Annotated in this window: 11 protein-coding genes; all 11 read right to left on the bottom strand. The window is 47.8% G+C overall.

What is annotated here, in order from left to right:
• Window positions 1–388: 388 nt before the first annotated feature.
• Entirely contained in the window at window positions 389–2077 is a 1689-nt protein-coding gene (locus N774_RS0113410) for a SulP family inorganic anion transporter (protein WP_024861731.1), read from the bottom strand.
• A 420-nt stretch (window positions 2078–2497) separates the two neighbouring features.
• Window positions 2498–4552: an FtsX-like permease family protein gene (locus N774_RS0113405; protein WP_024861730.1), complete on the bottom strand. Its 2055-nt coding sequence runs from the start codon at window positions 4550–4552 to the stop codon at window positions 2498–2500.
• Window positions 4542–5306, bottom strand: a complete 765-nt coding sequence (locus N774_RS0113400) for an ABC transporter ATP-binding protein (RefSeq protein ID WP_196231558.1) — start codon at window positions 5304–5306, stop codon at window positions 4542–4544. The genes N774_RS0113405 and N774_RS0113400 overlap by 11 nt, the downstream gene beginning before the upstream one ends.
• Window positions 5307–5318: 12 nt before the next feature.
• Entirely contained in the window at window positions 5319–5540 is a 222-nt protein-coding gene (locus N774_RS0113395) for a hypothetical protein (protein WP_024861728.1), read from the bottom strand.
• Window positions 5541–5698: 158 nt separating this feature from the next.
• Complete coding sequence (locus N774_RS0113390) at window positions 5699–6610, bottom strand: patatin-like phospholipase family protein (RefSeq protein WP_024861727.1); 912 nt, start codon at window positions 6608–6610, stop codon at window positions 5699–5701.
• Window positions 6611–6868: 258 nt separating this feature from the next.
• Complete coding sequence (locus tag N774_RS0113385) at window positions 6869–8119, bottom strand: bifunctional folylpolyglutamate synthase/dihydrofolate synthase (protein WP_024861726.1); 1251 nt, start codon at window positions 8117–8119, stop codon at window positions 6869–6871.
• A 269-nt stretch (window positions 8120–8388) separates the two neighbouring features.
• On the bottom strand, window positions 8389–9132 hold the full coding sequence (locus tag N774_RS0113380) for an SDR family NAD(P)-dependent oxidoreductase (protein ID WP_024861725.1): 744 nt from the start codon (window positions 9130–9132) through the stop codon (window positions 8389–8391).
• Window positions 9133–9200: 68 nt separating this feature from the next.
• Complete coding sequence (locus N774_RS0113375; protein WP_024861724.1) at window positions 9201–9503, bottom strand: Dabb family protein; 303 nt, start codon at window positions 9501–9503, stop codon at window positions 9201–9203.
• A 32-nt stretch (window positions 9504–9535) separates the two neighbouring features.
• Window positions 9536–10036 (bottom strand): GNAT family N-acetyltransferase, encoded by a 501-nt coding sequence (locus N774_RS0113370; protein WP_080770500.1) that lies wholly within the window; start codon window positions 10034–10036, stop codon window positions 9536–9538.
• A complete protein-coding gene (locus N774_RS0113365; protein ID WP_155250400.1) occupies window positions 10011–10700 on the bottom strand; it encodes a hypothetical protein in 690 nt (229 codons plus the stop codon). The genes N774_RS0113370 and N774_RS0113365 overlap by 26 nt, the downstream gene beginning before the upstream one ends.
• A 139-nt stretch (window positions 10701–10839) precedes the next feature.
• The gene (gene pyk, locus N774_RS0113360) at window positions 10840–12264 is read right to left on the bottom strand and encodes a pyruvate kinase (RefSeq protein ID WP_024861721.1); all 1425 of its coding nucleotides are present in this window, start codon (window positions 12262–12264) and stop codon (window positions 10840–10842) included.
• Window positions 12265–12291 lie beyond the last annotated feature (27 nt).

The raw sequence follows: 12291 nt of genomic DNA, 5'->3' as shown, positions 1-12291 counted from the left end.
TTCGGGCGGATAATATCCGCCCCTACAAACGTAAATTTGGATTTACCGCACAACAGTTTACATTATATCATATTTCCGCAAGGTTGTAAAGACAAAAAAATCCCGACACCGAAGAACACTGAAACTTCGGTATCGGTTCAATGAGGATGATTTTCAAAAAGCCCTCGCAGGCTTACAGATATGCATCTCTGCTATCTGCATGAGAATTGGAACTTCAAGGACCATTCTCTGTGTATTATATTATCACTTAAAGCATACAATAACAACTCATTTTTCGCAGATTAGGTGGACAAAACGAAGTTATTTGCACATTCTGATACAAATCCCCTCAAACAGTGCCAAAAAAAGCCATAGGGAAGCGTTTTGCTCCCTATGGCTTTTTGATATATCAAGCTTTCTTTGATTCTATTTCTTTCTCTATAGCCTCAGCTCTCTTCAGAGCTGTATCGATGTGGTCGCAGAAGTTCTTCCTGCCCACCTTTTCAACAAAGCCTGCCTTCTTCATTACCTTCATGGGCTGCTCGTTGACGTGGGAGAATACCACCTTTACGTTGTGGCGCTCGCAGCGCTTTACGATACGCATGAGAGCTTCAACGCCTGTAGCGTCGATAGCAGGTACATTTCTCATTCTTATACAGAGCACGTCTATATCCTTGTCACTGAGAACGTACTTGTACTTATCTGTAGCCGCAAAGAACATAGGTCCGTTTATCTCGAATACACGGGTATTCTTCGGTATCTTCTTGAGGAGGATATTGTCGGGGTCGGTGTCCTCGTCGTCCACATCTACCCATGCATGAGCCTCGGTAACGTCTGCCATACGCTTCATGAAGAGAAGTGCAGCCATTACCATACCTACACCGATAGCAACAACAAGGTCGAATACCACTGTGAGTATGAGCGTTACGAAAAGAACTGCGATATCGCTCTTGGGAGCTGTCTTTACAGTGTTTCTGATGTTTCTCCAGCCGCACATATTATAAGCTACGATGAAGAGTATAGCTGCGATAGTTGGCATTGGGATAAGCGAAGCATAGGGCATGAGGAGCACCAGTATAACTACCAGAACTACAGAATGTACCATGCCTGCGATAGGTGTACGTCCGCCGTTCTTTACGTTGGCAGCAGTACGTGCGATAGCGCCTGTAGCAGGGATACCGCCGAAGAATGCAGAACCGATGTTTGCTGCGCCCTGTGCAACAAGCTCCATGTTTGAGCGGTGCTTTGAACCTACCATACCGTCTGCAACAACGCAGGACAGCAGGGACTCAACAGCTGCAAGGACTGCGATAGTGAATGCGTTAGGTATAAGAGTTCTTACCCTTGCGAATGTTACCTCGGGCACTGTGAGCTTTGGAAGTGAGTTGGATATCTGATAAAGGTCGCCGATAGTGTTTACCTTCATGCCGCTGAGCTTTACGATAGCGGAACAGACTATGACCGCAATGAGCGAAGCAGGTATTTTTTCCAGCTTCTTTGGCCAGAGTATGAGTATTGCCAGAGCGATAAGACCGATAATCAGCGCCTGCCAGTTGATAGTATCGATGCAGGTCACTATCTCCTTGACCTTGTCAACGGTCTCGATAGGCTTGTTCTTGAATGTGAGCCCGAGGAAGTCCTTGACCTGTCCGAGAAGAATGGTCACGGCGATACCGAATGTAAAGCCTGTGGTGATAGTTCCGGGTATGTACTTGATGAGAGCTCCGAAGCGGCAGAAGCCCATGACGATGAGTATGATACCTGCCATTATAGCGGATATGGCAAGTCCGTCCATGCCCTCGACCGCAACTATGCCCGCGACTGTAGTTGCAAAGGCTGCCGTAGGACCTGCTATCTGCACGCGGCTTCCGCCCAAGAATGAAACGATAAAGCCTGCGATGATAGCGGTGTAAAGACCCTGCTCGGGACCTACTCCCGAAGCAAGAGCCAGCGCAATGGACAGGGGCAGCGCTATGATAGCGACGATTATACCCGAAATAATGTCCTTTACGAATTGCTCCTTGGTGTAGTTCTTCATTACCGAGAAAAGCTTTGGTTTGAGCTTTTCCTCCGTTGGTTTTAACGCTTTTTCAGCCATTTTTCTAACCTCTTTTTCCATAATCTCTATGTAAAGACACGCAACGATAACTATTATACTACTAAAAATAGCGGTTTTCAAGAGATTTCAAACAGGGAGAAAAATTTTGTCGGTTTATATATATTCCTGTCTGCAATGGAGAAATGATTGAGCAGAATTTAGTAATATATACACAAAAGCGACAGGTCAGTTTTGTGCATTGCTACAAAGCTGAAAAATATTTTTTTATTTTCAACGTTTTTCCATTGAATTTCAGCCCTTATATAGAAAGGGCTCAATATTGTTATCGGGCGGATAATCTCCCAACAGGAGCCGCGACCCTCTGTCCTGCGGACATCTCCCTGTACCACAGGGAGTCACCGCCCCTACAGCAAAACAGCTCCCCTTGCGGAGAGCTGTTTCAACTATATCATGAAAAGCTTACTTTTGTTCTTTTACTATTGCCTTGCTGCCGAGGAATGTCAGCAGGAAGTATCCGCCGTATATCAGCACTATGATAGCTGCGGTGAAGAGTACGGGCTTGATGTAATCTCCTACTATCAGCAGATCAAGACCGTATCTGCCAAGTCTCATGCCCACGTAGGCGTGGAGACAAGCCAGCAGCAGCGGCAGCAGGAAGAATATTCCCGACTGGCTGAATATGGACTTTGATATGTCTTTTTCCTCTGCACCGAGCTTGCGGAGCATGGTGTATCTGGGCATACTGTCAGCACTTTCTGAGAGCTCCTTGAGAGCAAGTATAGCGCCGCAGGATACGAGGAAGATAAAGCCGATGTAAAGTCCCAGGAATGTAACGATAGCGCCTATGCCTATGGCTGCGTTTGCAGCTTCTATCCTTGATGCCGAACCATTCATAGAAGAGCCTTCCTTATTCCAGCGCATTACATTTGTCCATTTATCCTTGACTATTTTCTCGGTTTCTTCGATACCATTTTTGTCGGAAGCCTTGTAGTTGCCTGCAAAATAATCCCAGCCGCGTCCCTCTTCGGATACAGCATCATCGGGTACTATGAAAACGCCTCCGTTGAGCGGCTGTATATTGGGTTCAAGGAAAGAAACGATACATTTTTTTGAATGAGGCTTTAATGTATTGCCGAAAATGGTTATCTCGGGCTCATCTTTAAGGAGCCAATCATATGCCTCTGGCATTCCCGACGCATTTGCAGATATGGCATATTCACCCTCTGCAAGGTCTATCTGCTTAAAGCCGTAGAGCTTCATCAGAGCATTGTAATCGCTGAGCTTTACAATAGTCTCGTCAAAGTCTATGGAAGCAAAGAGTGTCTTGTTCTCGTTTCTGAATTCCTCTTCCTTATCGCCTATGAAGCTGTAAAGTGTAAATCCTTCAGAATTATAATCGTGAAAGTGTACGTATTCTCCGAATTCGTCATATATGCTCTCGCCCTGCTCTGCATATACCTCGTCTATATCGCCGCCCATGTAGAGATATGGCTTTTCGGGGTCTTTTGCATCAAGGGCATAATGACCGTAAAAATCAACAGGGAAATTTTCCCTTACACTGTTATTCATGGAATTCCTGATAGTGAATGCGGTTGAAAGAGTGCATATAGTCACGAAGAGCATGAGACAGATAACTGTCATGGAAGCAACAGTGGTATTTACCTTGCTGCTGAGCTGACGGAATGTGAAGCTGTTGAGACCGTGGTGGTAAAGTCCTTTTGCGGACATCATAACTCTCAGGAGCATTCCTGCTACTGACCAGAAGATGAAGAATGTAGAAACACAGCCCACAAGTATAGCCAAGCCTAATATTCTGAGGCTTATATTCTCTGCATTCCAGCCCACTGAGTAGTATGCCCAGCCAAGAGCTGCTGCGGAGATAAGGAATACTATCACGCAGAGCCATGGATTCTTCATGGTTATCTTCTCGGAGCGTCTGCCCGAGTTCATAAGTGTGATAAGACGGCATTTACTGATAACAAAGCCGCTTCTCAGCATTACAACTAAATACATAATGCCGAAGTAAAGGATAGTTTTTGTGATAGCCGAGCCTGATACGGTGAATTTATAGTCGTTCATGTCGGCTTCAAAGAGGTTTGCAACAACGGCGCTCATGACCTGTGAAAGTCCTACGCCTATGAGAAGTCCCACAAAAAGGGAGCCGATACCGATGATGATAGTCTCACAGAGGAGAATTGCGGATATTTTCCACTTGCTCATGCCAAGCATCATGTACAGTGCGAACTCCTTGTTGCGGCGCTTCATAAGGAAGCGGCTGGCGTATACGATAAGAAGTCCGAGAACTACTGCAATGAATACGCTTACGGCGGAAATAGCTGTGGTGAGTATCTTTATCATCTCGCGCTTATCCTCGCTGACTTTGAGGAAAGCCGACTGAGTCTCTATGGAATTGAACACGTAGAATACCGCAACTCCCAGTACAAGGGTAAAGAAGTACACAGCGTAGTCCTTTATGCTTTTGCGGATATTGCTGAGGGATATCTTAAAGAGCATCGCTGACGTCACCTCCAAGCAGTGTAACTACATTGATTATCTTGTCGAAGAACTGCTTGCGGCTGTCTCCGCCGCGGTTTATCTCGTTGAACACCTTGCCGTCCTTGATGAAGAGAACTCTTGAAGCATAGCTTGCGGTAAAGGAGTCGTGTGTTACCATTATTATAGTAGCATCATGCTCATGATTGAGGTAGTTGAAGCGTTCAAGGAGCATCTTTGCGGACTTTGAGTCCAGTGCTCCCGTTGGCTCGTCGGCAAGGACAAGCTTAGGAGAAGTAACGATAGCTCTTGCGGAAGCCACTCTCTGCTTCTGTCCGCCCGACATCTCATAGGGGTACTTGTTAAGGACCTCAGTAATGCCAAGCTGCTCGGCTACGGTCTTTACTGCCTTGTCGATATCCTTTGCGGAGCGCTTCTGAATGGAAAGCGCAAGGGCGATGTTCTCGTAGGCTGTCAGTGTGTCCATAAGGTTGAAGTCCTGAAAGATGAAGCCAAGCTTGTCGCGGCGGAACTTGTTCAGCTCCTTGCCCTTGAGCTTTGTGATGTCCTGATCCTCAAGCATGATGTGACCTGCGGTAACGCGGTCGATAGTGGATATGCAGTTGAGAAGCGTGGTCTTGCCGCTTCCCGAAGCTCCCATGATAGCGGTGAACTCGCCCTTCTCCACATTGAAGGAGATATCGTCAACTGCCTTTGTAAGGCTTGAACGGCTTCCGTAATATTTTTCAACGTTCTGTAATCTGAGTAATGACATAATTTTATCTCCTTATAATGTATCAATTGTGTTCTTGTGTTTTCTTACATACCAGTTGCAGAGGTGGAAAACTGCAAATGTGCTCCAGAAAAGAGCTTCTACAACGCTTCTGCGCGGATCATAGGCTGCTCTTACAACAAATATCTCATATAATTCCGCAGTACCGAATACGACCATTAAAATGCTGCTGATATGGTAGAGAATCCTGATAATTTTTGAAGTATGCTTTTTCATAAGATCATTTCCTTTCGGTGTCTTTATTTTCGGGAGCCTTTCTCCCTTTCCATGATCTTATTATACTACGCCTTAACATTACAGTCGTGTTTTTAACATTACGCAACCTTACATTTTTGTAATGTTGGCAAATGCAGGGGGCGATGCCTGCATCGCCCCTATTTTTTCAGATATTCACGAAGCCTTTCAAGCTCGTTTTTTGCGTCGTTATAGCCCATATTGTAAACATGTCCCAGCTTTTCCATGTCGCCCTCAAGACGGCTGACACTGACGGCTTCCGACGGAGTGATAAGGAATATCCGTCCCTCGGCGGCAAGCCTTTCAAGCTCGTCGCACTGGCGGTTGTAGTCCTCGCTGCTGTTTATGAGAGTCCTTGCAAACTGCGGATAATTACGGTACACCACGTTCTCTGCACGGAGCTTCCTTTCGCTGACAGGCTTGCGGAACTCCGCATATCTGGTCTTGATAACGATTATCTTCTCAAAGCCCTTGTCAATGGCGAACTGATAGGGTATCTTGCAGCTGCACCCACCGTCATGGTAGGGCTTGCCGTTTATGATGACAGGCTTTGATACAAAGGGCATGGAAGCCGAAGCGCGTACTGCGCGGAGCGGCGGTATACCCGAGTTTTTCTCCAGATACTCGGGCTTTCCCGTTTTAAGATTTGTGACCACAGCGTAGAACTGCCTTGACTTGTCCATGAAGCGCTTCTTGTCAAGTGGCGGCACCTTTGCCATATCTCCGAACACAAAATCAAAGCCGATAATGCCCTTGTTGCGGCGGAGCGCCTTGGGTCCCACGTAGCGGCTGTCGTGACGGTAACGGAGATTTATCCTGCCCGAGCGTCCTATCTGTCCCGAGACGTAGTTGACGCCGTTGAGAGCTCCTGCGGAAACACCCACGGTACAGCGCATATTTATATCCTCTTCCATGAGAGCGTCGAGGACTCCCGAGGTATAGACACCGCGGAAGGCTCCGCCCTCAAGAACCATACAGCCCTCTGTGATATTATCTGAAGCGCGTCCCCTCGGAAGCGTTTCTATGCCCGAATACACCTGCATTTTCTTCATAGATATTTCTCTCCATTATATAATAATTTGCTGAAACCATTAATGGGATTCCAAAGGGACAGTGTTCCTTTGGCGGAGTCCAGAGGCAGGCTTAACCAGCCCGTCCCCTACATTTCGGGCGGATAATCTCCCAACAGGAGCCGCGACCCTCTGTCAGCTACGCTGACATCTCCCTGTACTACAGGGAGTCACCGCCCCTACAAAGGGCTAACGGCTAATGGCTAATAGCTAATGGCTCAAATCAAAATTAAGCTTCGCTTAATTTTGATTCAGATACTCGCTTGCAAGATAAAGCGAGCCGCATATTACTGCCACGCCGTTGTTCTCACAGGCAAGTGCTTTTGCCTTTTCCGCGCACTCCGCAAGGGTACCGAACTCCGCTTCCGTGCGGAACGAAGCTATATCCGCGATAGTCTCCGCAGACACCGCATTGGGTGCAAATCCGTCCACCGCAAAGAGCTTGTCCGACAACCCCGATATGGTCTTTACGCAGTCCACATAGTCCTTGGAGTCCACCATGCCCATGACTGTGTATATCTTCTTCCCTCTCGTGCTGAGATACATGAGCATAAGGGACAGCATATTCACTCCCGAGGGATTGTGTCCGCCGTCCACGATAACAGGAGGCTCCCCGTCTATGTACTGCACTCTCGCCTTGACCTGTGTGGTCTCCACAGCCTCTATTATAGCACCGTCACTTACGGAGAAGCCCTTTGTGCGGAGATAAATGCAGGCGGTTATGGCAGTCTGTGCGTTGTACTTCTGGTGTATACCTGCCATTGCAGGAGTGAGCTTTATGCCCCTGTATATGAACGGCGAGAAAAGTCCGCCGTCTGCCGCCGGCTTGCAGTCCTCAAGGGGTATGAGCTCCGCGCCGACTCTTTCCGCAGTCTCGCGGACGAGCTCCTTAACGCTGTCGGGGTTGTCCTCGGAGAGAACAACCGCAGAGCCGCTCTTGATTATGCCTGCCTTGTGTGAAGCTATCTCCTCCACTGTATCACCGAGAAGCACCGTGTGGTCGAGAGATATGGAGGTTATCACAGAAAGCAGGGGCGGCGGTATCACGTTTGTGGAGTCCAGTGTTCCGCCTATGCCCGTTTCAAGCACAACGATGTCGCAATTCTCGCGCTCAAACCACAGCATAGCTATCGCCATTGTTATCTCGAACTGGGAATAAGCCCTGTCGTCCACACGCTCCTTTACGAACTGCGCTATATCACAGAGGGACTTCTCGTCTATCTCGTCGTCGTTTATGCGTATTCTGTCGGTGTAGCGCAGAACGAAGGGCGAGGTGAACTTTCCCGTCTTGTAGCCCGAGAGCTGCAATGCTCTGCCGATATATTCAAGGGTAGAGCCCTTACCGTTGGTGCCTGCGATATGGACGAATTTAAGCCGCTCCTGCGGGTCGCCCACACGCTTCATAAGCTCCCTTGCGCGGGAGAGGTCGGTTATACGTCCTCCCGATTTGGTATAGGAGTTTATAAAGCTCATACATTCTTCGATGTTCATGGTGTCTCCTTAAAAAAGTAATACTATTCTAAAAATGGGATTCCAAAGGGAGTATATTCCCTTTGGCAGAGTGACTCCCCATAAGATGGGGAGATGTCAGCAAAAGCTGACAGAGGTGACGTACCGGTAAGGTCAGAGGCAGCGCCTCTGGCGGGTTTGGGCAGAGCCCAAAAAACGCAAGGCGCTTCGCAAAGTTTGAATTCAAAAACAGTCCAGTGGACTGTTTTTGAAGAGGGAACGCCTTGCAAGTGAAGGCGTTCCCTAATATTTTAATACACCCCTGCCTGCTTTTCGGCCTTGGCAACGGCTTCTTCGAGAGTCATGCCCGTGAACTCCTGTGCCGAGAAGATACGTCCGCATTTCTTGTCGTCGATGAAAGCTCCCACCAGTATTCCCGGGAGAGCGCTCTCGGGAGAATTGGGAGCCTTGGGTCCGCCGAGATCAGTCCTGCACCAACCGGGGTCCGTAAGACTGAGCGTAACGTCAGTTCCCTCATAGTTCTTGCCGAGATCGCGCGTCACCTTATTGAGGGCTGCCTTTGCTGCGGAGTAGCCTGCCTGCTCGGGTTCAAGATCGATACCGCTGGTGGTATTGACTATGCGTCCGAAGCCACGCTCCTTCATCTGCGGAAGAAAATGATAGCATATCATCATAGGAGCTGTAGTATTTATCTTAAAGCTTATGTCGTAATCCGATGCGGGAGTTGTCAGATATTCTGTTCTGTATGCTATCTGGAGTCCTGCGTTGTTGAGGATAATGTCGAGCTTTGTGCCCTTTTCGTCAATAGTGCGGCACATTCTGTCTACCTGTTCCATGTCTGAGAGCTCTGCTGTCACAATGTAAGCGTCAACGCCCAGTGCCTTTACTTCGCTGAGGACCTTTGCACAGTGCTCCTCTGTTCTGCTGTGGAGAACGAGGTTGCAGCCCTGCTTAGCCATGAATATGGCTGAAAGGTATCCCAGTCCGCGGCTCGCACCTGTAATGAGCGCCCATTTGCCTTTTACGTTTACCATGTTTTCTTCCTCCTATATTTATACATGTATATATGCAATTCTCCCGCCGTGGGACGGGAGAATAAACATCAGTATTCATAGTCGATACAAGCTCTGTCTGTCTTTACGCTGCCGATGAACTTGCCGAACTCAAGGTGTGCAGGGTGAACCTGATACGCGTTAAGGTCGTCGATAGTCTCAAAATCGCAGAGAAGTGAGATAGTGTAGTTGCTCTCGGGAGCGTCCTTGGAGTTGATGACTACCTCGCCTTTTTTCAGCTCCTTGACATTTGCGATAACGTTGTCGAAGCGCTTCTGAGCTTCGAGAGCGTTTTCGTACTCGCTCCTGCCGTCAGCTTCTTTAAGTTTGAACATTACGATATGCTTTATCATAAAATTACCTGCTTTCCTGTAAGTTATTAGTTTCAAAGCTCAAAAATCTTGGCTTTGAAAGTTTTCTTTCCATCGTAGCTCGAATACTCGCCATAGCCCACAAAGTGCAGTCCGCACTTTTCAATCACATGAGCAGAGGCTGTATTCTCCACGGCGCACTCAGACCTGAGACGGATATCTCCGTACTTGCTGCGGACATATTCTATCATAGCCCTTGAAGCCTCTGTAGCATAGCCCTGTCCCCAGCAGTCATAGCAGAGATTGTAGCCGAACTCCCAGAAGCCGTCCTCAAGCAGTCTTATACCGCCTGAGCCTATGAGCTTATTATCACTTTTTCGGACAAAGCCGAAAACATTCTCAGAGGGCTTGATACTTCTCAGCCACTCTTTTGTGGTCTCCACGCTCTCGTGGGTGGAGTATATCATATATTTCGCCACACGCTCGTCCCCTGTCCACTCAAAGGCGGCTTCCGCATCGTCAACAGTCAGCGGACGAAGTATAAGGCGGTCAGTCGTTATCGTCGTCATCATCATTTACAGGAGCTGTCACTTTTTCAAGGGGCTCCTTTCTCTCAAAGAGAATAAGGGGAATAAGAAGAATTGCAGCTGCAAATATCAGGCTTCTTATACCTTCGTATTTTATGGTGGGGTTCACATAATTCAGATAATCAAGTAAACCACCGTCAGCAGGAATACTCTGAACTTTATCAGTATAAAAATCAAAGAATATATCGGATACCGCAGCGGCAAGAGCTCCTGCCCAGCCTATAACAGCATTGCTGTCGCTCTTTTCCTGCAATTCGTAAATAAGACACGTCATCATGACAAGCTCCGCGTAGTAAATGTTATGTATCCTGAAAGCCAACGCTCCAAGAGCCATGATACCTGTCATTATATAAGCATAAATGATAAGTGATTTTCGGCTTTTCCATTTTATCTTTCCGAACATCGCAAGAAAAAGTATCACGCCTGCTGCTATGACGAGAAGGAACAGAAATGTTCCGAACAGATACTCTAAAAGAAGTGATGGGCTATAGCTGTATGCTCTGATACAGCTGCCTATATTTTTCAGATAGCGGAAATTATTGTCCGTGCAGAAATTTGCTGCAAGGGAGGTTATCACCAGCAGTTTCGCCCATGTTCGGTAGTATTTACGTGTTATTATGACAATTGCGAGAGCAACTGAAGCCAAAAGCATAGGAAATGCTAATTTAAGTATCGACCTTATTATTTCTGCGTCATGATAAGAGAAAATCTGTGATAATAATAAAGCAGGTCTTATCATGAGTAATGCCGTGATTATTTCAAGTATTCTTGTGCGTTTTTTTACTGTCATGTTATTTACCTATTCTTTCGACCTTCATAAGATTCGTAGTACCCGATACACCGAGAGGTACGCCTGCGGTGATAGCCACAAGGTCGCCGTCCTCAACAAGTCTGTGAGACTCGGCAGCTTCAACTGCTGCGGCAAAGAGGTCGTCGGTGTTGGTCTTTTCATCTATTATAAATGGTATAACGCCCCAGCTCATATTCATCTGGCGGCAAACCACCTCGCTCATGGTGCAGCTGATAATAGGACAGCTGGGACGGTACTTGGAGATAAGTCTCGCTGTCTGTCCGCCCAGAGATACGGTGATGATAGCCTTTGCGTTAAGGTCGTGTGCGGTAGTAACAGTAGCGTGAGCGATAGCCTCGGCAACACTGCCGTTCTGCTCGGAGCTTCTTGACGCAAAGCGAGCCTTGTAGTTGATGTTGTTCTCGGTGGTCTCGGCAATGAGAGCCATAGTCTTTACAGCTTCAACAGGGAAAGCACCTGCGGCAGTCTCGCCTGAGAGCATGATAGCGCTTGTGCCGTCGTAGAGAGCATTTGCAACGTCGGTTATCTCCGCACGGGTAGGACGGGGGTTGGTTATCATGGACTCCAGCATCTGTGTTGCGGTTATTACCTGCTTGCCTGCGTTGTAGCCATTTTTGATAAGGGACTTCTGTATAGCGGGTATCTGCTCGAATGGTATCTCAACGCCCATATCTCCGCGGGCTACCATAATACCGTCGGCAGCTTCAAGTATCTCGTCGATGTTCTCAACGCCGTCGGTGTTCTCTATCTTTGCGATAATTCTGACATCGAACCAGCCGAGACTCTGGGTGAACTTTCTCAGGTAGTTGATATCCGCAGCTGTGCGGACAAAGCTTGCAGCAATGAAGTCAAAGCCCATTTTCGAGCCGAATTCAAGGTCGTCCATGTCCCTTTCGCTGAGGTATGGCATGGAGAGCTTTACTCCGGGGACGTTGATGCCCTTGTTGTTGGAGAGAATACCGCCGTGAACTACGCGGCAGACTATCTCGTTGGTAGTCACCTTTTCCGCAAGAAGCTCGATAACGCCGTCATTTATAAGTATCCTTGTGCCCATGCTGACATCACGGGGCAGCTTCTTAAAGCTTATGCTTCCCACCTTGTCGTCGCAGAGCACGTCCTCGGTCGTGAGGGTATATGTATCGCCGTCGTGTATCTCAACGGGCTTGTCGTCCACGAATTTTCCCAGTCTTATCTCGGGGCCCTTGGTGTCAAGAAGCGTGGCAACAGGCAGGTCAAGCTCCTTTCTGAGCCTTTCGATAACACGGAAGCGCTTCTCGTGGGTCTCGTAATCTCCGTGGGAGAAGTTGAAGCGTGCAACGTTCATGCCAGCCAGCATGAGCTCGCGCATGATGTTTTCGTCGTCAGTTGCAGGACCTATGGTACATACTATCTTAGTCTTTCTCATTGTATTTTTCCTCTTTTCCTAAAGAGC

This window comes from Ruminococcus flavefaciens AE3010, assembly GCF_000526795.1.
In the GTDB taxonomy this organism is placed as follows: Bacteria; Bacillota; Clostridia; order Oscillospirales; family Ruminococcaceae; genus Ruminococcus; species Ruminococcus flavefaciens_D.
This window is presented reverse-complemented; position numbering and strand designations above follow the sequence as displayed.

What these genes read in the sequence shown, in the direction of transcription:
- N774_RS0113410 (WP_024861731.1), bottom strand. Translation starts at nt 2,077, where the DNA reads ATGGCTGAAAAAGCGTTAAAACCAACGGAGGAAAAGCTCAAACCAAAG.
- N774_RS0113405 (WP_024861730.1), bottom strand. Translation starts at nt 4,552, where the DNA reads ATGCTCTTTAAGATATCCCTCAGCAATATCCGCAAAAGCATAAAGGAC.
- N774_RS0113400 (WP_196231558.1), bottom strand. Translation starts at nt 5,306, where the DNA reads ATGTCATTACTCAGATTACAGAACGTTGAAAAATATTACGGAAGCCGT.
- N774_RS0113395 (WP_024861728.1), bottom strand. Translation starts at nt 5,540, where the DNA reads ATGAAAAAGCATACTTCAAAAATTATCAGGATTCTCTACCATATCAGC.
- N774_RS0113390 (WP_024861727.1), bottom strand. Translation starts at nt 6,610, where the DNA reads ATGAAGAAAATGCAGGTGTATTCGGGCATAGAAACGCTTCCGAGGGGA.
- N774_RS0113385 (WP_024861726.1), bottom strand. Translation starts at nt 8,119, where the DNA reads ATGAACATCGAAGAATGTATGAGCTTTATAAACTCCTATACCAAATCG.
- N774_RS0113380 (WP_024861725.1), bottom strand. Translation starts at nt 9,132, where the DNA reads ATGGTAAACGTAAAAGGCAAATGGGCGCTCATTACAGGTGCGAGCCGC.
- N774_RS0113375 (WP_024861724.1), bottom strand. Translation starts at nt 9,503, where the DNA reads ATGATAAAGCATATCGTAATGTTCAAACTTAAAGAAGCTGACGGCAGG.
- N774_RS0113370 (WP_080770500.1), bottom strand. Translation starts at nt 10,036, where the DNA reads ATGATGATGACGACGATAACGACTGACCGCCTTATACTTCGTCCGCTG.
- N774_RS0113365 (WP_155250400.1), bottom strand. Translation starts at nt 10,700, where the DNA reads ATGCTTTTGGCTTCAGTTGCTCTCGCAATTGTCATAATAACACGTAAA.
- pyk (WP_024861721.1), bottom strand. Translation starts at nt 12,264, where the DNA reads ATGAGAAAGACTAAGATAGTATGTACCATAGGTCCTGCAACTGACGAC.